Consider the following 23,498-nt stretch of genomic DNA (forward strand, 5'->3'; position numbering starts at 1 on the left):
GCGCGCCCTCCCTCGAAAAAATCTCGGAATGGACCAGCCCGTCCCGCGCTGTCTCGGCAACCCTGAAGCCTTCTAGCACTGGCTCCCCTATCATTGCCGCATCGACAATCGATGGAGATTGGCAATGCGGAAACCACGAGACTTCGACGCAGAACTGAAGGCGCTTGAAGATAAGACACGGGAACTCAAGACGCGAAAGGTGCAGCAGCTTGGCGAGCTGGTGATCGCCACCGGCGCCGATCAACTCAGCCTCGAGCAACTGGCCGGCGCGCTGGTCGCGATGGCCGAGACGAAAGATACCGCAAAGCATGAGGCATGGTCCAAGCGTGGGGCGATGTTTTTCGAGAGCTGGTCCCGGCGAACTGCTCCGGCATCTCAGCGCAACGTACGCAGCGCTCCAGCACAACAGGGCAGTCCACAATCGTCAGCAGGCGGTACGGGCTCGCAGTGACATGCGCACCTGGCAGATCGATCGCCGCAAGCGCACGCGGCATCTCATCGAACTAGGCGGCCTGGTCATCAAGGCCGGGATTGTGGACGTGATAGGTGATGATCGCGCTACACTCCTCGGCGCTCTGCTTTGGATGGCCGATAAGCTCAAGAGCGATCAGGGCGTACAGGCACGCAAGCTATGGGCCGCAAAGGGAAAGCAGGCGTTCGAGAATGAATGAAACATCAGCATCGCCAAATGAGACGGCCCGTTTGGCAGCGATCAAGGCAGGCGATTGCAAGGTCCTCGGACAGACGTGGCATGCGCTCATAGCAATTCAGCTGCCGATAGCCGGACAGTTTGTAAGCAACACTCTACGGCAAACTGATTCGCCATGTGCTCGTCGCAGTATGGGAGTTTGAGGAGGCGATGCTGGTGGGCCTGTCAGGCACGGCCCGCCCCACCAATCGCTTATAACTCCGGGTCTGTCATGGCCGCCCGTTCTCGCCAAAAAATCAAATCGCGCTGAGCGATCTTGATCATCGCCTAGCCTCAGGATCGAACTACTTCGACGGCAGCCAAGCCTTGCGATGATCGTCTGTGAAAAACAGGTGGACTTCAAATGGCGCCACGTCCAACTTCAATTTTGCCACGAAACCGGCCAACCGATATGGTTCAGCGGTATCGTTGGGAAAAGTCCGGACAGCGCTTTTTGCGCCGTCGAGAGCTTCACGGACAGCCTCCCGCGAGACTTGATCTCCAAGTAAGTCGTGGTGAAAGCGGCACAGCGCGAGCAGGTTCGCAGCGCCTGGGGCGCCCTTGTTCTGTAAGTGCTGGACATGGTGTGCCTCGATCAGGCTCTGTCGGTATTTCGGTAGCGAGACATAGGTATCGGGCGGCGTAGCCTGCGTCACTTCACGGTCGCCGAGACAAGCTTGGCAATGCCAAGCATAGTGATCCTCTTTCAGCCGCAGGATCTGTTCCAACTCTTCGACCGAGCCGCGGAGATGCTCGGTTGACGCCGGAGCGCGCGGGCGTGAGTTTCGGTGCTGCGAGGCCGACGCCCTAGGGGTGTTCGTGGCGTGTGAAAGCGGCTGGAATGGCGTTGGATGAGGCACGGCGGCGCGCCTGTCTGCTTCGCTAATTCCATGTCCCCGTTCAGCGCGGTCGATGGTTTCGTTAGACAATGGTTCAGGCACGTCGCTTGGCGGCGAATCGGCCTCAACGTCGCCGGTATCATCTGGCGCGCGCGCCGCCGCCTCGAAAGGCATCTCCACAGCCAGCATCAATGCGTACGAAGAAAGTGGGTCTGCATCATCGCCGAGCAGAAAATTACCGATGGCTTCGTAAATTTGGACACCGACCGGTCGACTGCCGTCGAGCCAAACTAGTCCGGTTCTGGGATCGACGCCGGCCGCGAAGGTGACGGTGTAGGATCGCCCAGTGAGCTCGAATGTAGCGCGAAGATCTCGCGCGATCCGGATGCCCGTCAGGTTGCGGAGCAGTGCTCGCCAACTGCCTCGTAGGTGTTCCTGGGCAACGCCGTGCCGCTCGAGCCGCTTAGGCAGCTCGAGTATCATTCGTTCCGATTGCAACCGCTGAAGCACAGACTGGAGAGCTGGACCGCCGGGAGAAGCATCGCCCGCTGCGGTAAAGGTAGTAGGACGACCGAGGGCACGACGCAGCGAGCGGACGCCTGCGCTTCGGAGGGCGCTGAATAGCGTTCCGCTGACGCCCTCCACGTCGGTGATGGCGAGACGCTTCGAGCGGTCATTCGCCAGCAGGACATCGTGTAATTGGGGGAAGTCTGGAAGATAGATTGAACTGCGGACGCTCGTGGCGCGTGCATGGCTCACGAACTCTATCTCGCCGTCTGGTCCACGCACCGGCAGGCAAGGCAGCGATGAACGACCCTCCCACCATTTGAGAGGGCCGTGTTGACGATCGCGTAAATGTCGGACCGCTTGGGCTAGGTGGCGCGCCTGCACCTTTTTATCCTGACGAGATAACCAAGTGAAAAAGCCGAGCGACAGAATCTCGGTGAGGAAACGAGCGACTCCACAGTCGACCAAGAGACTGACTCGATCCGGAGATAGGCCGGGAGGAGACCATGCGCGCTTCCACTCGCCCCACAGATCGAGATTCTGAGGATGGGATAGGTAAAGATCACCTGGACACAGCATCTGGTCGTCCAACGGAATAATTGCTCGGTCGGCCAGTAAATCTGGGTTCGAGCTTGAGGAAAGAGCATGGAGCCTACGGAACATGATTTCTCCAGGCGCGGGCCGCCCCTCAAGTGCTTCCAGGACAGCGTCAGGGTCGGGAGAGACTTTCACGCCGAGTTTTAGGTAGAGATTGCGGTGGGCGCCACCCGTCAGGCGCCGCGGATCAAGGTCGCAGACACGCACTGCCAACGCCTGGTCATCATGCAGACTTCGGACGTAGGCAAGGCTTCCAGTGCCATCGACCGTGCGATGGGCCGCTGCGATCGTTGCGACGAAGCCACTCAGTTGGGACTCGCTGAGCAGGTACTCCAGGTCGAGTTCTAGTTGTTCAATAGCCGCAGTCACCTGGAAGCGCGCGTCAGGGGCCGATCGGTTCAGGTCGTCGATTGCCATTGATTGCTGATTGTACCAGCGCTGCAGTTCGCCTTCCGAGGGCCACGCGCGCAAATAGAGCACACCTCGTTTGCTGCGCCTCATACCCGGAAAGGTCCGGAGGTCGGCCCTGGGGCTCGGTACAACCGTTTTGAGAAGGGCGGCCAGCCGGGAAGTTTTCGGCGCCAGAAATTCCTCAAGCGCGAAGAACCCGCCACCTTCGGAAGGCCAGATCGCCTGTTTCGCGAGGCGCGTCAACGTCTGCGGCAGCAACGCCGAATGATTCTTCGCCAGCCAGACGAAGAAGCGTTCCTTTGACGATCCCGGTAGGTCCGCCACCTGCGCGTGTTCCAGATAGTTGTCGATCTTGAACCGTTGCAGTTTTGTCGGGCCTTCGCGAAGGAGCCGCAGTGACGCCAATCCGCGATGGATTGTGGGCGGTGTGACGAGACCTGGAATCGTTGGTGCTGGTTGCCGCGTGAAGTAAACTTGAGGCCACGGTATCAAACTGTCTGAGGCCGTTGGTAGGAGCGCATTTGCCCGCAGTGCTTCGACCAAGTCGTCGGGCAGGGTGCCACGATCTAGCGCGCGTTGCGCGAGCGCTAGGCGCTTTCCAGTGGAACGGACGTGAGCAGGCGATACGCCTCCGGCTTGGAGTTTCTCGCGCGCGGCAGCACTTGGCGGTATGAGTTCACGAACTGCGTCAAGGTCAGTCCATGCTGAAATGCCGCCGCCCGCGAGTTGCCGCAGAGTCTCAACGACACAGGTTGGGGTTCCCGCCGCCAGCAGCTGGCTCCCCACAGGCGCGAGGCCGAAGAGCTGTGGGACGATCTCATTTGGCTGGTCGGCGTGAAATGCGGCCACTAAAGGGTTTTGGCCGCGCGGAAAGCGCTGCCTACCGATCTCGCCTCGGTCCGATCTCGGGCGCACGAGAAGTGCCTTGACTGTCAGGATGGTCTGGCAGAGCGCCGCCTCGGCGGTAGGATCGGGCCTGCTGGTCTGCCGAACCAGCCCGAGAATAGCTGGTCCGTATCTTGGAATTAGTTGCCGTTTGAACAAATGCGCCGCAGCATTTCGGGCGGCAGTGAGAAGACGGCTGTTGCGCTGGTTTGATGAGGCGAGGCCATGACGAGTTGTGTCGGAAATGAATGGGGCCGAGATATGAAAACCATGGCCTGAATACGCGTCTGAAGCCCCAGTTGGATAGCTGATAGGATAGCGAAGCTTGCCATCGCAGCCGTATGGGCGCCCGGTTGGGTCGATCGCTAACGAGATCTCGCCGACGACGCCCTCGGCGCGACGGAAGAAGCGGGGGACTTTTGCGCGATCGTCCCGAGCAAGCCTAATTGGGAACTCTGCAACGGCTTCACGGATCAAAATTTCCCCGTTGCCTTCCTTGTCGATGTGTTCACACGTTCGGCGGAGCAGGCCGGGCCATCCGCGGAGTTTGGCCGGCTTGCATTCAAAGATAAACCGGTGGGTCTCCGACCCTTGCCAAACCAACTCGAGTTCGTATCGGCTCCCCGCTAAAACTGTCGCAATAAGACGAGACGGTACATCACGGACAGCTTCGTCGAACATGGTGCGCAGCAGTTCAGGGCTCGGTGGTGCTAAGTCGAATTCTTCGCCGCTTGGCACATGTATGCTACGGGTCCGGTAGGGGATGGTGATCCGAGTTCCCTTCGACGGGCCGGATAGGTCGGGAATGCGCGGCCAGACCCCTGGATCCAACTCTCGCGATTTAGGAAATTGGAAGAGCACAAGATCCACACGCTCCCCACTCGAGCGGACTTGAATCTCGTCCCCCAGCCGGAAGCCGGTCCTGAGGCCATGGTTCTTAGCACCTATACCATCATGCTTAGCGCGAGTCTTACCGCCGGCACCGAGAACGAGCTCTAGTCGCTCCCAGCCCTCACCGTCGATGCTGGCCCCATCACCTTCACAGATGAGCGCGGTATCGGAGAAGCTAATGACCGTCTTGCATGAGGCAGCGTCAACTTCGTTCTGTACGAGTTCGACAATTAGATCATCAAGCTTAGCATTGCCCAGAAACTGTCCGACGATTCCGGGGAGATCGACCTTTTGTTGAAATGTTCTTGCTCGATTCATGTGATGTTCTTAAATGGATCCGCTTCAAATATAGGCTTGCATCGACGAGGGGGCGTTCGATCTTTTTACTCGAGTTGCACATAAACTTTATCTTCGTCGGGCTGAGGCCGTCAGGCGGGCCTCACAGGTCGCTATCGTGCCTCAGAACCGGCCCATCAGCTTCCGCCCTTAGAAACTCGGTATCGTACGAAACTGCCGCTACTTAAATGCTCTCGCAAGGTCAGAAACGATCTTTGCACAAGTTGCCACCTGAGCGATACTTGCGCTTGTGTAGAAATTTCTATCACCACTCGTTGGCAAGGGACGTTTCATGTGTAATGCCAGATGCGGCTATGAGAATCACCCGAGACGTGTTGCCAGGGAGTGAATTGTTGGAAGCATTCTTGGAGAGAGTCGCGGCCGATGAAATGCGGATCATCCGATGCGCTCCTTATCCAAGCCGATGGGAGAAGTTTTCGCAGGATCATAGACTTAGCTGGCAGGTGGTCCCATTCCGCGGAGGCGGTGCCACAGCGGTTCCGGAAAAGTCAGGGTTGTACTGTTTCATCGTGGGGCACAGTTTGGGTGGTCTGCCGCAAGTCCAGTATCCTCTCTACGCTGGAGAGACGGAAAACCTGCGAAGCCGCTACAGGCAATATTTGATTGAGAGGAAGAATGGACGAGGCCGCAAGCAGATCCGAAAATTTTTGAACGTCTTTTGGGGCGAGGCCGAATTTTGCTTCGCGCAACATGACGCCAATAAGGCACGATTGCGGGAGATGGAGCGCGCACTAAACGATAGTCTGATGCCTCCCTATTCGGTGCGCGATTTCAGCGCCGAAGTGAGAGCAAGCCGAAATGCATGGCAATGAATAAAGGTCTTTACCTTCCTGCCATTCAGGGTCAGTTCGGCAGTTGGGTCTACTATGCGGCGCTGATGAGGCTGGCCGATCTCCAGGCACGGGTGCGCTATGCTCGTGAAATACATGACAATCCAAAGCTCAGTGAAATGATCCAGCGCAGTCTAGACGATAAGACGCGCGCCCAGGACATTTCGGATTATCTGATCAAGACCAACGATCGGTTCTTCAATTCACTTGTGGTAGGCGTCCACGGCGGCCATCCCCAATGGCACCCCTTTGATGTGGCTGTACGCAATAACGCGCACAGCCTATCGGATATCGACGAGACGGATCGCGATGCGCTCGGCTATCTTGAGTTCAGCGGTAGCGAACATCTGTTCGCGCTCGATGGCCAACATCGGCTGGCGGGTATTCGACGCGCACTCGAGAAGAACGCCGAGATCGGTGATGATCGTGTGTCGGTTTTGTTCGTAGCACACCGGACCGATGCCAAGGGGGTGCGACGAACCCGTAGCCTGTTTGTTGCCATCAACAAGAAGGCGGTCCCAGTAGCGAAGCGAGACATAATTGCGCTCGATGAGGTCGACCTGGCCGCCATCCTCACCCGACGCTTTGTAGATGAGCAATCACTATTTAATCGTGGGCAGATCGACATCGATCGCTTCACTCCGAGCATTCCCGCCCAGGCACGCGCGCTGACTTCGATCGGCCATTTTTACGATCTCATCAAGCTGGTGCTGAACGACATCGGTGCAAGACGGGGCGACGACGAATTGAAACGCGCCACGCGTGTCCGACTCCCCGACCGCATGATTAACCGCTATGCCAGCGAAGTACTGGACTATCTCCTGCGGCTCATCGCCCTCGACACCGAGCTCGACGAAGCGATGCGGAGCAAGACGTTCGGCGAATTGATACCTTCAGGCCGCGCGGCCCCGAAACATCGGCTGCTGTTCCGCCCCGTTGGACTGACAATAATGATGCGGCTGATCGCCTCGATGCAGAAGGAGCATACGCTCGCCGCCGCCTTCAGGCTTGTCAAGAAAGTCCCGCTGGAACTGACTAAGCCACCATTTAAGGGGGTAATATGGGACGATCGGCGCAACCGGATGATTACTGCCAATGCCACTCTGGTCGTTGCTCTTTTGCAATACATGCTCGGTGAGCGAAAGGCCGATGCGAAGCTGCGGGAGCGGCTAGCCGTCGCGCAAGGTGTGACAGTTGACAGCGTTCGCCTGCCTTCACGGTTCAGTTGATGTCGGAGACGAGCGCGCGCCCTGCAATCATCACAATCTCTCCGCCCGGTCGGCGCCCAATACCTTTTTTGCGGACCGCAGAACTCGGGACCGTATTTCGCGACACAACGTCTTCCTACAAATACTTCTGGTTGCTGGCGATCATCCACGTATTGCCGGAATTTGAAGCGCCGTTGCCAACGGAAAGGCTCGTGCGGGAGATGATTGTTCGCGCTTGGGCGGCCGTGGCGCTTTTCCGGCTGTCGCTTGGTAGGGTGGATCGGCTCCAGGATTGTGTCCGCTCTCTTCAGGAAAGCTCAGGTCTGCCACCGCGATCTTCGGCGCGGCGATTGAGGAGTGCGCTGGATGCATGGGGAGCGTTCCCGAAGTGGGCCGACGAACTCGTGCGTTTCGTACCAGGCCGCTTCCTGGCAAGCTGGTTTCCCCAGGCTGCCCGCGAAACTCCGTATGATCGTCGAGGCTCGCGCGACCTCATGGCGGTGTCGGATCGAGCCTTTGGCAAAGCCGACAGCGGTCCTTATCGGCTTATCGAAATGCGTGACCGTCTGTTGGTGGAGCTGGCGCCTGGCTGGCGCGATTGGCTCACGGCAAACCAAGCGCTCGTGCTCGGCTTTGCGGAGCAACAGCTGGCCCGATACCTGCAAGCCCGCAACCCAAATGTTCCTGGCGTCATCAAGAAGCTTGAGCTGCCGCGCCGCCGCTCGCTTGCCCTGGCTCGCATCCGATGGGCACAAATTATCGACCGGGCTGGCGCAGAGGGCTTGGTGGACATCTTCAGCAATGAGGCGCTCCAAGAGCGCTTCGAAGTTGACCATTTCCTGCCTTGGTCGTTTGTGGTCCATGACGAATTCTGGAACCTGGCTCCCGTCAATCCAGCAACAAATCGCAGCAAGTCCGATCATCTGCCGGCACTCGACCTGTACCTCCCGCGGCTTGCCGGCCTGCATGCCGATGTTCTTCGCCAGCCGCGTCTGCCATCTGGCTTGGCCGAAGCCTATGCCGGCTTTTTCGGCGTGAGCCCTTCGCAGCTCAGCGGCCTTACCCAAAAGTGGATTGAAGAGCGCTACAGCCAACTCGTTCGGCCTCTGGCGCAGATCGCAGCAAATCAAGGGTTTCCGGCGCATTGGCACAATGTTGCAGACACGGGTGATGCACAGGATTTTGCCCGCGAGGGTGGTGGCGAGGCGAACGGCCTGATAGCGTCACGGCATTACGAGGATTATGGATAAACGTGACCAATATTGCAGCTGATTCGTTGACTTACCGGTTTGGTGGGCACCAGAGCTTCGCGCTCAGGACCGCTTGGCTGCCCAAGGCCGCGCAAGCCATTCAGGACGATGACGACGTCTTCAGTGATCCGCTTCGCGGAGTGGTGCGGCTTGGCCTCGGCAAGAATATGGTCGAATCACTGCGTGCCTGGGTAGAGGCCTACGGCATAGCCACCCGGCAGGACGGCAAATGGAGGCTCACGCCGCTGGGCGAAGCGCTGCTGGGGGCTGGCGGCTACGACCGGTTCCTTGAGGATGAGCAAACGCTTTGGCTGCTTCACTGGAACATCGCTACGCTACGCCAGAATCCCTTCTTTGCCTGGGAATTGCTGATCAACCGTTGGAGCGAGCGGTTCTTCACCGCTTCTGAGGTCATGACCGCCTTCGGGCGTGAAGCAGAGCGCGCTCTGCGCCCGCTTTCCAGTGTCAGTGCCCGACAGCATTTCGACGTCTGGCTTCACACCTATCTGCGCGGGCGCAATGGCCGAGGCGAGGAGGGTATTGATAGTCCCTTGTCGTCGCTCGCATTGGTGGCGCGAGCTGGCGATCGCGAGACGCTACAGGGTCGCCGTGAACCAGTCTTCGCATTCGATGTCGATCCCAAACCAACGATCAGTGACGCATTGTTTTCCTACTGTCTCCACGATTGGTGGAACAAATCGTTCGAGTTCGAGGAGACCGTTTCGCTTTCCTCGATCGCTTTTGGCCACAACGCGCCGGGTCGTGTTTTCCGCATGCCTGAAGATGAGGTATTGGCGCGCGTGATGCGACTTGCCTCTAGCCGCGGCGCCAGGGTCGAGCTCATCGAGAGCTTCAATCAGTTCATGTTGCGCCGCCCTGCATCCCCGCCTGCAACCGAGCTGCTTCGCGATCTGTTTCGTCAACAGCCTGCCGTGGAGTTGATCGATGCTTGATGCCGAGACACACACGCGGGATCATCGCTTCGCAGCCCTGCTCCAGGTGCGCCCGCACCATTTGCGTTCGGTGCAGATAGAGCGCGACTTCGCCGATCCCCACGCCAGCCTTTACTATGTGGTGACACCATTTATTCGCGACATCGCCAAACGAGTGGCCGATGGTTTTCGCGGCGGATCAACTGCGCGTGCCTGGCGCTTGACCGGCGACTATGGCTCAGGCAAGTCAAGCTTCGCATTGGCGCTTGCCCGGCTCGGGGTCGCGGACAAGAAGCTCTTGCCACAAGAGCTGCGGGCATTTTGCGCGCCTCAGCGCCTCGAACCTGTGCTGGTTGTGGGCGAGCGTGAGCCGGTGGGCGAGAGCCTCTTGCGCGCGCTGCGCGCTTGTGCCGAAAGATGCTTTGCTCGCCTGCCTCGCGCGCTCGGCAGTGCGCTCAATGTAGCGCCCGAGCCGCAGCGCGTGGTCATGGCGCTGGACGCGTTGCGTTCGGCACTCATAGCGCACGGCAGGGCCGCCGGTATCCTCGTGATCCTCGATGAACTCGGCAAGAATCTCGAATTTGCGGCCGCTCAGAATGAAGCCGACGACATCTATCTGCTGCAGCATCTGGCAGAGTACGCAGCGCGTAGCGGCGATCAGCCGGTGATGGTGATGGCCATCGTCCACCAGGCGATCGCCGGCTATGCCAGCAGACTGACGAGCGCGCATCGACGCGAATGGGAGAAAGTGGCCGGCCGCTACGAGGAGGTGGTGTTTTCGCCGCCCCTTCAGCAGGCCGCGACGCTGATAGCCGCTGCGCTCGACGTGGATATCAACGCCTGTCCCGGTCCGTTGGTGCGCGCAGCCGAGCGTGTGATGGCCAACGCGCTCGAGCAGAATTGGTATGGCAATGCCGTCAGCCGCTCAGCGATGGTTGAGCTCGCGCCGGCGTTGCTTCCTTTGGATGCCACGGTGCTTCCTGTAATCAGTCGTGCAATGCGCCGCTTCGGACAGAACGAGCGGTCGCTGTTCAGTTTCCTATCTTCCACTGAACCCTGCGGGTTGATGGCGCATGCCCAGCATGCGATCGAAGGATTCAAGCCCTACCGGCTACAAGATTTCTTCGACTATCTGGTTGCAAATTTTGCCAGTCTGCTCGGCTCGGGCGCTCATGCCACGCGCTGGAACCAGATACGAGAGATTTTGCGGTCAGCCGACACCCGTGGAGCTGACGAGGAGGCCGTTCTCAAGACGGTGGCACTCCTCAACTTTATCGACGATCCTTCACTCCCTTCAACGCGCGAGGCCGTGCTGCTTGCCGTAGCAGGGGCGGACAAGCGCGCCAACGAGCGGGCAAAGGCGGCGATCAGCCGGCTCTCGCATGAAGCACGCATCCTCTATGATCGCGGCGCTGCCGGGGCGTTGTGTCTGTGGCCGCATACCAGCGTCGATCTCGACGTGGCCTTTGCTGCAGCGGAGCGTGCGATCGGTCCGATCAACAAAACGTTCGACCATCTGAAGAGGTTGATACGCACGGACCCGATCGTCGCGCGACGCCACTATGTCGAACGCGGCACTCTTCGGCATTTTGAACTCATATGCGTCGACAGCGCAGTATTCGAGGCGGAGGTGCAGGCCAAGATCGAAGCTAACCCGCATGCTCCGGACGGTCGAGTGGTGTTGCTTCTTTCCTCTTCCGAGCGAGAACGTGACGATGCCTGGAGCCGTCTCGCGCATTGTAAGCTTCCCAGGACAACTCTTGTAGGTCTGCCAGGCCACACTTCGGGTCTCGACCCTCTGCTTCGTGATGTGCTTGCCTGGCGCTGGGTGCGGGATCACACGCCCGCGTTGGCTGGCGACCGTATCGCTCGCACCGAGGTTTCGCGGCAGCTGGCGCTCGCCGAGGAGCGTCTCGCCCGTACTCTTGGTGGCTTGCTCGACGTGCGTGGCAATGCCGCGTCCGCCATGCGCTGGCGCGACCACAACGGTGAGCGGCAGTTCGCGTCGTCCCGCAGCTTCGTCTCGCATCTGTCCGACCTGTGCGATGCTGCCTTTGCCAAATGCCCTTGGGTCGGTAACGAGCTGATCAACAGACGGACCTTGAGCACGGCAGCTGCGCGCGCGCGCTCGCTTCTCATAGAGGCGCTCGCCACCAATGCCGATCAGCCAGGCCTCGGCCTTCCATCTGAGAACACGCCGCCCGAGCGAGCAATCTATCTGTCCGTGCTGCAAAAGGGTGGCATCCACGTCCAGCATAAGGGCCGATGGGAAATCCGGATCCCTGATGGGCATGATGATCCCCTGAATTTCGGGCCGGCGCTCAATGAAATCGCCAAAACCCTCAAGGCCGTCGACAAGCCTGTTGGGTACGAAGTTTTGGCAAATGTCCTGCGCGGCGAAGATTTCGGTATGCGCGATGGGCTCATCCCTCTGGTGATCGCGATCTATCTGCGTGCGCGCTGGCATGAGACTGCGGTCTACGAAGATGGGACCTATCTTGAGCAGGTGGGCGGTCCCGAATTTACGCGCATTACCAAGGAGCCGGAGCATTTCGAATTCCAACATTGTGCAGTCGAAGGAGTACGGGCCGAGCTTTATGTTCAGCTCGGCGCAGCGCTTGAGGCTCGACTGAGCGAACGCCCGGCGCTGCTTGACATCGTTCGGCCCCTGATGACGTTTGTGGGCAAGCAGCTCCCTGATTACTCGCGCCGAACCCGCCGCCTAGCTCCTGCGACGCTTTCTGCGCGTTCAGCGCTTCTGAGCGGTCGCGACCCCAGCGCGCTTCTTTTCACCGACCTGCCCAAGGCCTTCGATCTGGAGACGATCGGTCCGCAAACGCTCCCCGGCAGCGAAACAGTGGTCCGCTACGTCAAGTCAATGGCAGGGGCGATACGCGAACTGCGCGATGCATATCCGCGTCTGCTCAATCGTCTCGCCGCGGCCCTCGGAGCAGCACTTGAGACCGACGAGGACCTTGAAAAGCTGCGCGCGCCAATCCTTCTGCGCGGCCGCGCTCTTGTTCGCGCTCTGGTGGAGCCTGAATTGCGGGCATTTGTGCTGCGCCTCGCGGACGAGAAGCTGGACGACACTGCATGGCTTGAATCGATAGCCAGCTTCGTGGCGCGCAAACCAGCCGAACGCTGGACCGACAGTGATGAAGAGGAGTTTCACCAGCGGCTGGCCTTCTTCACCCGGCGATTCCGTCAAGTGGAGACGATTCATTTCCCCGGTCAGGGCGATGACGACAGTGCCTATCGGATCGCGGTGACCTGCGCTGACGGGCGCCTTGTGGAGCGGGTATTTCGCACCACTGCCGAGCAGGAAGCGGCCATCAAGCTCGCCGAGGCCGAATTGGCGCCGCTGCTCGAGCGGACCGGGCGAATTGGGCGTATCGCGGCCGCGCGGTTGCTGCTTGCCTCAACCAGCGACGAAGATGCCGACAACGAGACTTCACAACAAGCAGGACGGACAACGTGATTGACTGGGAAGGCCCCTCAGTTCGCCATATTTTGAGCCTGTCGGGCGGTAAGGACAGCACCGCACTGGCAATCCATCTGCGAGACCGCGTCCCGAACATGGAATACATTTTCCATGATACGGACAAGGAATTGCCGGACACCGTAGCCTATATCGAGCGGCTTGAATCCTATCTCGGGCAGCGCGTCATACGCACCACGACGCGTCAGGGGTTCGATGACATCTTGCGGACAAAGGGCGGCGTGCTGCCTTCGGCGCGCCGGCGCTGGTGTACCGACTACCTGAAGCTCAAGCCTTTCGAGGCCTACATAGGTGACGAGCCTTGCATCAACTATGTCGGCATTCGTGCCGATGAGGATCGCGTGGGCTATATCAGCCACAAGCCTAATATTCGTGCTGTTTTTCCATTCCGCGACGACGGCATCGACTATGCCGGCGTTGTGCGCATCCTGACAGAATCCGGCCTGGGCATGCCGCCTTACACCGAGTGGGGGCGGACCCGTTCGGGCTGCTTCTTCTGCTTTTATCAGCAAAAGATTGAGTGGGTGCGCCTCAAGCAGCATTACCCGCAGCTGTTTGAAGAAGCCAAGGCGTACGAAAAGCCCAACCGCGTCAACGGCCAAGTCTTTTATTGGACCGACGAGCCGCTTGACCAACTCGAGCGGCCCGAGCGTATGGCCGCAATAGAAGAGAACTGGCAACGTAGTCAGGAGCGCAAGCGTGCGCGGCGCGGCCAGCGACCGCTCGTGGACGTGCTTGGCGGCCTGGAGACGGAACCCACTCCGCGCGAAGGCTGTATGATTTGCCAACTGTGAGCAGTATCCCACAGGGCCATGCCTCATTGGGTGAGCGTTGGATTTCGTTCCTGCGCAGCTATGGGCCGGCCAACAAGACTGAGGGCATGTACGCCGAGACTGTGTCACAGCAGGCACTGGCCTACGGCGTGGCACCCCTTGCCTTCGAACATCCCGAGGCGGAGGCGCTTGCCGAGGCGATCGCGCCGGAACAGGGCGCGCTCACCAACGTGGTCCTGACCGGCACTGCGGGCGATGGCAAGACGAGCCTGTGCAGCGAGTTGTGGTATCGGTTGACGGGCGACAAAAGCCGAAAGGAAGGAAAGGATCGCTCCAACTACGGCAAGGTGGTGGTTGCGACCCCGCAAGGTGATCGCACGCTCCACTTCATCTTTGAGTTCAGCGGTTTCACGCCCGAACAGCACCAGCCTTGGAAGGCCGAACAGATTGATTTGCTGAACCGCTTCGCACGGTCCGTCTTCGATCCAGAACCGAGCGAGTATTTCGTAGTGGCCGGAAATGACGGCAAACTCGTCCAGGCTTTTGATTCGCTGCCGGATGGTGCCGACACACGGCTGAAGCCGCTTATCGAAACATTGCTAACCCGCGACCAACGTAGCCAGGCCGGCGCGGCTTTGCTGTTCCTGAACCTTAGCCGCATGTCGACCAGGCAACTTTTGGGGCGTGCGCTCGACTGCCTGCTCGCGCGCCCGGAATGGGCGTGTTTCGAGGCCGAGGCGAACGATCCGGCCTTTAGCCCGTCTTCGCCTCTCACGAGGAACTTTCGGTTGCTTCTGGAGCCGCGCATTCGCGAAAGGCTGCAAGCGCTTGGAGAGTTGTGTGACAGCAATGGTTTCCATGTCTCGATCCGAGAGATCCTGCTGCTCCTCGTCAATGCGTTGCTTGGCTACAAGGGCGGCGATGGGTTGGCACGCGCCGACGCACTTCGAGAACTGGTGCGTGACGGCCGCCATCATGATGCGTGTCTCTACGACAATCTGCTTGGCGCCAATCTGGCCGAGGCGCGGCGTGAGAGATACGCGGTTTTTCGCTTCCTCACCGGCTTTCGCATCGGGCTCGAGACCAGCAACGCGCTCGACGCCTTGCTGGTTTTTGGCCAAAATGACACGGACCTCCAGGCCCATCATCAACGATTGCTGGGCGACGACCCGCAATACGGCGTCAACCCGGGCTTCGAGCGACTGCGGGAAGCCTATCTGGAGGCCGAAGAGGATCGTGGCGCCGCCGATGAATTCCATGCCGGGTTGATTGCAGAGCGCCGGCGGCTATTTTTCCGCCTGACCGAGGCGGATCCCAGGTTTGACCCTTGGCATTTGAGTGTCTTCCAGTCGGCCGGTGACTATCGCGGCCGGATGCTAACTCCTTTGCGCGCGGGCGGCGCGGTGGATCCGGCGCTGCTAGCGCGCCTGGTGCAGGGACTGAACCGTGTCTGGACGGGCATGCTAGCCGGCTCGCTGGACAAGCTCTACCTGACCACAGGACTTGATTTCACCACCGCGCGGGTCAGCGATCTCTATCTCAACGCGGTCCCGCTCGAGCTCGACTTCAACGGCTCAGGGATAAGCTTCAGTTTCGATCCCGATCGCCATGTCCCGGTGCTGCACGTCCATTTGCGCCAACATCACGACGCAGCGCTTCCACTCACGCTGATGCGCTTCGAATTTCTGATGCGCGTGGCACAGGGCGCGCTGCCCTCAAGTTTTTCGAAAGAGTGCTATGAGGACATTATTTCGTTCAAGACTCGCGTGCTTTCCGACTTTTACCGGATCAACGAGGGGCGTTCCGTACCGCTGTCGATCCTCAGTACAGGCACAGATGGTGCTCTTGTCACGCGGCAGCTTGGGATTCGGCTATGAATTTCTTGGCGCAAGGCAATAGAGCCGATGTATCGAGCGCATCCGGTGCGCCAGGACAAAGCACAGTCTGGGTTGAAGAAGCGCTGTTTGGCCATCGCTTGTGGCCTCGCCAGACGCCATGGCTACTGTTTCTGGAGTTTCTGAACGTAGCAGAGGCCTTTCATCGCATGGACGCCGAAACGGCCTTCACGCCGCGCGCTCCCGACAGGCTCCACCCTTATAGGATGCGCTTCCGCTTGGGCTTGCGAGCCATACTGTTCAGCAATGATGACATGGAACGGATTGCAGCAGCGTCCGATGACAACGAAAGCCAATGGACCGAATGGCTCGCATCAATGCAGGGCCTGAGTGCTGGCACCGACTTCGAGTATCTGCGGGATCGCTTCAGCAGCTTTCGTGACTTCGCCGAACTTGTGGGTCTGGTGCGCCAGACCAAGCTTGAGAACGAACATAACCGCCGCGCTACCTCGCGCTTCATCTTCCCTTTTGGCGTTGACGCACTTTTCAGCGACGCCATTCAAAATGACAAGACAGGCACGATCACAGCCGACTTCAACAATTTTGGCCGGACCGGTGAAATTCTTTACATGATGGCAAGTCGAGCCAAGCGAGGCTCCGAATTGCGCGCGTCGTTCGCAGCCCTGTTCGATCCAAACCAGTCCAAAAACCGACTGATCGCGAGGCTTTCGGCGCCAAGTGATGATGAGGCGAACCGTGACCAGAAAGGTGAGACTTACCTGCCCTATCGGCAACACCCGGCGTTTGACCGGCTGGCGCAGGACTGGATAGCGATCTTCGCGCTAGGTCTGCCTGGGCAGGACGCGTTTGCGCATCTGGTGCCGATCGGCACCTTCCATGTCGTCCTCTATCAGCTTGAAACTGCGGCGGCTCTCGCCGGGCGCCCGGTCCGCCCGGCCCTGGTATGCGAACTTATTGCTCCAAAGCGCGAATTCGTGCGCCAGCGTTCGATCATCTCCTACCAGGATAACGACAGCCTCACGCTGCGTGCCCTCGACGCTGTGATCACCAGATTCGAAGAGGAATTGGAGTGGGTTGCGCTGCTCAACGAGGAAGTATCCGATCAAGAACGGGCGGATCGCGCTGCCGATTTGATCGAAGCGCGCTTCCATTACCGTGAAACGGCGGGCCGCAGCACAGCGCCGCACGACCTTATCGCCAACCTTCGTCGCGAAGTGGAAGAAAAGCACGAAGTTGGCGCTGGCCGAGTGCACAGCAGCTACACCAAACAGATAGGGCTTTCCTCCTCGCGCGGAACCAACCGCATGCGCTACGCGCCCAACGACGCGTTGCTTAAGACGCTCGTTGTAACGCGTGTGGCCGAGCGCATTGAATTCAAGCGCTTTCTCTCGGACCTTTATGAGCACTATGGGCTTGTCTTTGGTGAGACCGAGGCGCGCGCCGCGCTCGACCCGGCGGAATTCGACGCCGCTGCTTTCGAGCGCAACCGTGCGCGATTGGAGGCTCGGCTAGCCAGCATGGGGTTACTGCAGCGTCTGTCGGATGGCTGCGCTTATGTCGTAAACCCCTTCTCGGGGGAGCAGTGAAGTGACCGATGGTTTGACGCTCATCGGCCGCGTGGGGCGCGACATCATCCGCTCAGGAATTGATCGCGTGCATCAGGATTCGGGCACCGCGCGCTACGTACTGTCTGGGCTTGAGCTCGCTGAAATGGCTGCGATTGTCCTTGCGATACAAGAGGACAAAGGGTTGTGCCAGCGCCTCGACATCTGCCTTCCGGCTTACGGATTTGCGAATATCGAAGGCATAGCGCCCGAGCATCTGACCGTGGTCAACACCACCGATCTGCGTCATGCAGAGTGCGGCAAGGAAGCGCGGCTGCTGGCCCTGCTCGACGAATCGCAGGCGCAGTCTCTTTCGCAGGTGGAACCAATTGATGCTGGGGCCTTGCTATCGTCGGATCATCTCGACCTTTGGTTTGGCCACAGTGGCGCTGCCGCCGAAATTCCGGACAGCGATCGCGCAATTCAATGGCGTGCAGCAATCCGAGCATTGATGGAACTCGACCGCGTGTCGATGCGCCAGTTTGCCGACTATCTTGTGGCCGTAGCAGCCAACCTCCGCGGTGGCAGCCCCTTGCCAGCCGCCTTGGGTGGCGCGCTGCCAAAATTGCATCTTCCTCGCTTTGACCAACTCTTCGACGATATTTCACCGGCGCGCCGTGGCCATTATTCGCAGTGGCGGACGCGTTTCCTCGCGCATTGGAAACGCGATTGCTACATCTACAAACGCGACCAAAGCCAGACGCCTTTTTCGACGACGAGGCTGCGCGAGAAACTCGACAGCATGTCTTCGATCTTGCCAGGCGACGTTTACGCCGTGCTCGCGGCTTACGTGGATGGCCCGCCCGGGATCGGTCCTGCATCCTTTGCCCCATTCGAGCTCGACTGGCCTGACATACGACAGTTCTTCGAGGAAGCGCAGCGTGCAGATTCCAAGTCGATCGGAACCGAAACCCGCGTCTTCTACAAGCTCTCGCGCGATGACCGGCTGACGCAGGCCGAGTGGCGCTATCTTGATGATCTGGCCGACGAACGCGGTCGCAATCCCAGTAAGGATGAGCGCGACGAGGAGTTTTACAGCGACCACATTGTTGAGATTCGTCAGGAACCAAGGCTTGCCGCCTTGTGGGACCGCTTCATCTTCGGCCCTGAAGTTCCATGCACCAACCTTGTCGAGGGGCTGCTTCAATGCGTCCGCCGCCTCTACCGTCCCGGCGCTTCGGGACGACAGACCCTCATCGTCGAAGCAGTAGAGGATGAGAAACGCGCCTTTCTTTCGCTCAATGAGGATATCTGCGCGATGTTCGCCGCGCGCTACCGCGGGCTAGAGGCAGCGCTCGAAGGTTTGGTAAGCTTCAAACGCGTTCTCGCGTTTCGCCATGACAGTTTTGTCGACGAAATTGCCAGCCGCCGACGCGGTGCGCAGAGCACTGCGCGCAAGGCCAGGCAGCTTCGCTTCAAGGTGCGCGTGGAGGAAGAGGGGACCAGCGGCGCATCCGTCAGGTTGGTATGGGAGGGATCGCTCGACGCGGTAGGGATTGGTCTTGCGAACGATCTCGAGCGCCTGCGTGACAACAAGGCACGCACGCCGCTTATACGCTGTTCCGCAGGCTATCGCCCGCGTTCCCGCGCCGCTCAGGCTGGTATCAATTTGCGCGACCTGTCCGAACTTGACCCGGCGGCGCAACGCAATCGCGGTTCGTTCGTGCCAGCGAGCTCGCGCTGTGAATCGCTTGCGCTGGATTGGCGCCGCGCGCTTGCCGATGCCCGCAAGGCCGGAGTGCTGGCGTTGGACATTGGTGACCACCTTGCCGACGCTTTTGGGACCTTTGAACGCTCCTATGAAGGCGCATTGGCGGACTGGGCTTCACTGGGTCTACGGTCGCAATCGCTGGCAGATCAAGCACAAGCCTATGGTTCGCTGATCGATGCCGTGTGCACCTCTGTTTCCAACCACCCGATGGTGGTGGAAGCCCTTCTTCGTCCTTTGTTCGAGATTGGTGTGGCGCCGATCGAGGGCGCCACCAGCGCTCGCGCGTCCGTCATCGTCTGTCCGTGGCATCCGCTCCGGCTTGAGGCGCTCAACGCTCAGCTGGCGAAATTTCGTCGCGCGCTCGACGCACTGTTTGCGCCGCAAGCCCCAGAGTTCGCCGACGGCGGCACGATGTTTTTCGAGGAGCTCTCGCGCAATCTTCGCAACCCCGCACGCCCCGATGTCACAATGACATGGCCGAGCGCGCAGGCGATCCTCATCAGCGAGGTCGATTCGCTGCACGGCTACTCGTTGCTCGAACGACCTGTCACTCGCGCTGGTGCGGATGCACCGAGCAACGAGAATGTGCTGCCCACGGCCAGGCAGATTGCCGATCTAGCGCAGGTCTATCTCCATCTGCAGCCGCACGAACGCGATAATTTATCGATTGTGCTTTTCAACTGCGATGCTGCGGCGTTGCCTCAAGCGGTGGTGGATGCGGTCCGCAAAGACGCCGAGCGAGAAGGCGAGGAGGCGATGTGCCAGGTCATTTTGCGGCACACCGACGGCAAGCAGCTCCGCGCGCTCTACCAGCAACTCGTCCACCGCGAACTCCAGCAGGACGGGCTGCATGCGAGTGAGGCGGCGCGCGATTTCATGTCGCGGCTGCGGATCTCGATCCTGGTCAACGAGCAACGGCCGTCACAGAGCAGCGATGGTCCACCGTTCGATATTGTCTTTTGCCACGATGTGATCTCGCGCCAGGCTGAGCTTGGCTGGTCTGATGTGCCGCGCATCGAACGCGCCGCCGTCGACATCGACCCGGCACAGTGGTCTCGGCGCAAGGCGATCGGGCGTTTTGACCGAGACGCGATATTGCATCTCACCTGTCCCGCCCAAACCGCCGCCGGCTGGAACTATCTTGATGCCGTAGCGGTGCTCGCCGATGCGGGGCTGGCAATCGCCGCCCGCGATCGCGGCCTTTGCCGCGTGCCCGATCGGCGCACGGTGCTGCAGTCCGATGAAACCCGCCAGGTGCTCGACGAGACCCATCGCCTGGGCGCGTGGGTGGTGAATTTCGATGACCTCCTCGACCGCCGCCAGCTTCTCAACAACGGTATCTCCGTCATCCGCTACAAGCATGCCGCGGGGAGCAATCGCTCACTCATCATCTCCTCGAAGGCATCCGACACGCTGCTGCGCGCCACATTGTGCAGTCGCCTGCGCGGGGTCGATGCGAATTATGATCCAGATGCTGCCGCCGCACTTGCCGGCAGGCTCATCAACGACGCGAATTCGGTATCTGGCGATATCGTCCTGCGCGCGGCGAGGCGCGGGACCAGTGCAGGTGAGTTGATCGGCGTTGTTCTCAGCAAATACCTCGTGGACAAGGAACTTGGTGATCGCGCGCGAGCATGGCTGTTTCTGGACGATTACGCGAGCTGGCTCGGCCAGGTAGAGGGCCGAATGGCCGATTTGCTCTGTCTCGCCCCGTTGGTCGATGCCGACGGCAATCGCTTCCTGGATGTCATCGTGACCGAGGCAAAGTTTGTCTCCACCACCAACTTGCGCGACAAGGCCGATCATAGCCAAATCCAACTGAAGGCCAGCTTACGGCGGTTCGAAAAAGCGCTGTCAGCCGAAGGCGAACCGGCCGACGCCACCATCTGGCGTGCTCGGCTGGCCGAAATGTTGCAAGATGCGCAACGTGACGGCTCCAGCCTTGATTCCAACTGGCGCACGGCCATCCGCGACGGCAAATGCACGATCCGGGTGGCAGGTTACAGCCACGTCTTCAGCCACGGCTTCGGCGACTCCGAAATCGGTTCGGCCGACCACATGGTGGGGGTGGAGGGCACGCAATCCGGCTACCAGGAGCGATTTGCGCCGGCGACGGTCCGCGAGATCGTGCGGACCTATGCCGACAACCGCGACCCCACGCCGCTTCGGCTGGAGCTTGGAGCAACGCTGCTAGCCCAGACATTGGAGCATCAGCCGCGGCGCACGCAGCCTTCATCCGACGCTCAAGTGGCTGTCCCGCAGAGTTCCACCGAACCGATGGCAAAAGTCGAAGATGGAAGCACCGTGGCGGCATCCGTGGATATCCCCGTTTCAGATCCCAATCCGCGACCGGACGCAAGCGAAGGGTCCCATATTTTGCTTGGCTTCAGGGCATTGCTCGAGCATTGGGCTGAGGAGCGGCCTTCGCAAGAAACCGACACGCTATGGCTCGACGATACGGCCCAGCGATGCCGTGCAGCGCTGCTGCGTTACGGCATGTCGGCACGTTTGGAACAACAGGTTCTGACCCCCAATGCCGCGCTCTTAAGGTTCCGAGGCTCGGACGATCTCACCGTTGCCAAGGTAGAGAACAAGCGCGAGGAACTCGAATCGACGCACGGCCTCGAACTGATCGGCGTGCGCGCCGAACCGGGCTTCGTGGTGGTCTCGATCAAGCGGCCGCATCGGATGACGCTCGGTCTGCCGGAGGTCTGGGCTGGTTGGAAGACCAATACAGACACCGCAAATGCAAAGCTTTTGATCGCGGTGAAGGAAGACGACGGCCTCCCGTTGTTCCTCGAGCCGGAGCCTGCGCCACACACCCTCGTGGCCGGAAGCACCGGCAGCGGCAAATCCATTCTGATCCAGAACATCATTCTGGGTATCGCTGCCACCAACCGTCCCGATCAATCGCGCATCATCCTGATCGATCCGAAGGGTGGCGTTGATTACTTCGCCTTTGAACCACTTCCCCACCTCGACGGGCCAATCATCGACCAGGAAGACGTAGCACTCACCCGCCTTGAGGCGTTGGTGATGGAGATGCAACGTCGCTATGCTCTGTTCAAGGAGGCTCGCGTCTCCAACATAGCCGCCTACAACAAGACGGCGAGCGAACCCCTTCCGCTGCTGTGGCTCGTTCACGACGAGTTTGCAGATTGGATGCAGCTGGACAGCTACCGCGCCGGCGTTGAAGCGGTGGTCAATCGGTTGGGCATCAAGGCGCGTGCCGCAGGCATCTACCTGATCTTTGCCGCCCAGCGTCCGGACGCCAGCGTCTTCCCGATGCAACTGCGCAGCAATCTGGGGAACCGCCTCATCTTGCGAGTGGACAGCGCGGGCACCTCGGATCTTTCACTCGGTGTAAAAGGGGGCGGAGCCGAGCGGCTGCTGGGCAAGGGCCACCTCGCTGCGATCATAGGCGGCGGGACTACTCCGATCTATGCCCAAGTACCCTTCATCGATACCGATCGTCTCGAGCAGCTGGTAGCCGCGCTGGTGCGTGGGCTAGGCTAACGCATGGAGATCAACGTTTATCTAGACAACAACGCGACCACTCGCCCCCACCCTGAGGTGATTGAGGCAGTGCGCTACTACCAAGAGACACTTTTTCTCAACGCTTCCTCCACAGCGGGCGAGCTGTTAGGTGCGGCAAGGCCGCTCAGGCAGGCGCGTGTTGCGATGCTCGACCTGCTAGGTGGGGCGGAGGACACCGATCAGATCGTTTTCACCTCAGGCGCGAGCGAGGCCAATAGCTGGGTCATGTTTGGCGCACTTGCGCCGGGATCACATGTAGTGACCTCGGCTAGCGAACATTCATCCATACTGCGTGCCGCGCGGTCAGCACAGGCGCGCGGGCATCACATCGATGTCCTACCTGTTAATGAACAGGGATTGATCCACGGTGAGAGTCTTGCCGCCGCTGTTCGTTCAGAAACGCGGCTCGTTTCGATTCACCTTGCCAACAACGAAACCGGCGCGGTTCAACCGCTCGCGTCCCTTGCCAAGCTGGTTCGAGAACTGGCGCCCTCTGCACTGCTCCACACCGATGCCACCCAAGCAGTGGGGCGTATTCCCGTCGATCTTTCTAATGTGCTTGAGCACGTCGATCTCCTCTCCTTTTCCGCACATAAGTTTCATGGCCCCAAGGGAATTGGCGGGCTCTTCATCCGCGGCGGTGTGTCGATAAATGCTCTGATTTCGGGAGAGCAGGAGAACGGCCTTCGTGGTGGGACGTCGAACGTGCCCGGCGCGGCAGGTCTGGCAGCCGCAGCGCGGCTGGCCACGGCGGGGCTCGACCAAATGGCGAAGGTGGGTCGGTTGCGCGATCAGCTGGAAGCGCGACTTGTTGCCTTGCGACCCGATGCAACGGTTCATTCTCGCAAGACGCCGCGCCTTCCTAACACGAGTTCCATGTCTTTTCCCGGCATCGCGGCTGACGACGTCATCGAACAACTTGCTTTGCGCGGCATTTGCATCGCTACCGGATCGGCGTGCTCCGCTGGTGCCACTGCGCCATCACATGTGCTGACAGCAATGGGTGTGTCACCGGACGACGCCCGTGCGACGCTGCGTTTTAGTCTGTCAATCAAAACCACCCAGGAAGAGGTTGATCGGACGATAGTCGCGCTTGAACCATTACTGACCCCAGTATAAAGCC

General features: G+C 59.9%; 13 protein-coding genes. 12 read left to right on the forward strand and 1 reads right to left on the reverse strand.

All coding sequences use genetic code 11. The annotated features are described in order from the left end of the window. Nucleotides 1-124 precede the first annotated feature (124 nt). Together LB529_RS25290 and LB529_RS25295 are read left to right on the forward strand one after the other, a co-directional pair. Nucleotides 125-451, forward strand: a complete 327-nt coding sequence (locus LB529_RS25290) for a conjugal transfer protein TraD (RefSeq protein ID WP_224712620.1) — start codon at nt 125-127, stop codon at nt 449-451. A gap of 1 nt (nt 452) precedes the next feature. Continuing rightward, nucleotides 453-671, forward strand: a complete 219-nt coding sequence (locus LB529_RS25295) for a conjugal transfer protein TraD (RefSeq protein WP_224712621.1) — start codon at nt 453-455, stop codon at nt 669-671. A 322-nt stretch (nt 672-993) separates the two neighbouring features. Here LB529_RS25295 and LB529_RS25300 read toward each other — a convergent pair whose 3' ends face one another. Then, entirely contained in the window at nt 994-5,136 is a 4,143-nt protein-coding gene (locus tag LB529_RS25300) for a hypothetical protein (RefSeq protein ID WP_224712622.1), read from the reverse strand. A 371-nt stretch (nt 5,137-5,507) separates the two neighbouring features. Between LB529_RS25300 and LB529_RS25305 the strand changes: the two genes are divergently transcribed. From LB529_RS25305 to LB529_RS25350, 10 genes are read left to right on the forward strand one after another with little or no spacing between them, the layout of a single operon-like run. Beyond that, nucleotides 5,508-5,987, forward strand: a complete 480-nt coding sequence (locus LB529_RS25305; RefSeq protein WP_224712623.1) for a GIY-YIG nuclease family protein — start codon at nt 5,508-5,510, stop codon at nt 5,985-5,987. After that, on the forward strand, nt 5,978-7,234 hold the full coding sequence (locus LB529_RS25310) for a DGQHR domain-containing protein (RefSeq protein WP_224712624.1): 1,257 nt from the start codon (nt 5,978-5,980) through the stop codon (nt 7,232-7,234). Before LB529_RS25305 ends, LB529_RS25310 begins: the two co-directional genes overlap by 10 nt. Beyond that, nucleotides 7,234-8,463, forward strand: coding sequence for an HNH endonuclease domain-containing protein (locus tag LB529_RS25315; RefSeq protein ID WP_224712625.1), 1,230 nt, complete (start codon nt 7,234-7,236; stop codon nt 8,461-8,463). Before LB529_RS25310 ends, LB529_RS25315 begins: the two co-directional genes overlap by 1 nt. 2 nt (nt 8,464-8,465) lie before the next feature. After that, complete coding sequence (locus tag LB529_RS25320) at nt 8,466-9,416, forward strand: DUF4007 family protein (RefSeq protein WP_224712626.1); 951 nt, start codon at nt 8,466-8,468, stop codon at nt 9,414-9,416. Further along, complete coding sequence (locus LB529_RS25325) at nt 9,409-12,873, forward strand: hypothetical protein (RefSeq protein ID WP_224712627.1); 3,465 nt, start codon at nt 9,409-9,411, stop codon at nt 12,871-12,873. Before LB529_RS25320 ends, LB529_RS25325 begins: the two co-directional genes overlap by 8 nt. Beyond that, on the forward strand, nt 12,870-13,688 hold the full coding sequence (locus LB529_RS25330; RefSeq protein ID WP_224584884.1) for a phosphoadenosine phosphosulfate reductase family protein: 819 nt from the start codon (nt 12,870-12,872) through the stop codon (nt 13,686-13,688). Before LB529_RS25325 ends, LB529_RS25330 begins: the two co-directional genes overlap by 4 nt. After that, nucleotides 13,685-15,544, forward strand: a complete 1,860-nt coding sequence (locus LB529_RS25335) for a hypothetical protein (RefSeq protein WP_224712628.1) — start codon at nt 13,685-13,687, stop codon at nt 15,542-15,544. Before LB529_RS25330 ends, LB529_RS25335 begins: the two co-directional genes overlap by 4 nt. Further along, the gene (locus tag LB529_RS25340) at nt 15,541-17,109 is read left to right on the forward strand and encodes a hypothetical protein (RefSeq protein WP_224712629.1); all 1,569 of its coding nucleotides are present in this window, start codon (nt 15,541-15,543) and stop codon (nt 17,107-17,109) included. The genes LB529_RS25335 and LB529_RS25340 overlap by 4 nt, the downstream gene beginning before the upstream one ends. A 1-nt stretch (nt 17,110) precedes the next feature. After that, a complete protein-coding gene (locus tag LB529_RS29150) occupies nt 17,111-22,354 on the forward strand; it encodes an FtsK/SpoIIIE domain-containing protein (protein ID WP_224712630.1) in 5,244 nt (1,747 codons plus the stop codon). A 3-nt stretch (nt 22,355-22,357) separates the two neighbouring features. Next, on the forward strand, nt 22,358-23,494 hold the full coding sequence (locus LB529_RS25350; RefSeq protein ID WP_224712631.1) for a cysteine desulfurase family protein: 1,137 nt from the start codon (nt 22,358-22,360) through the stop codon (nt 23,492-23,494). Nucleotides 23,495-23,498: the final 4 nt, after the last annotated feature.

Source organism: Mesorhizobium sp. CA5 (genome assembly GCF_020165105.1).
Taxonomy (GTDB): Bacteria; Pseudomonadota; Alphaproteobacteria; order Rhizobiales; family Rhizobiaceae; genus Mesorhizobium.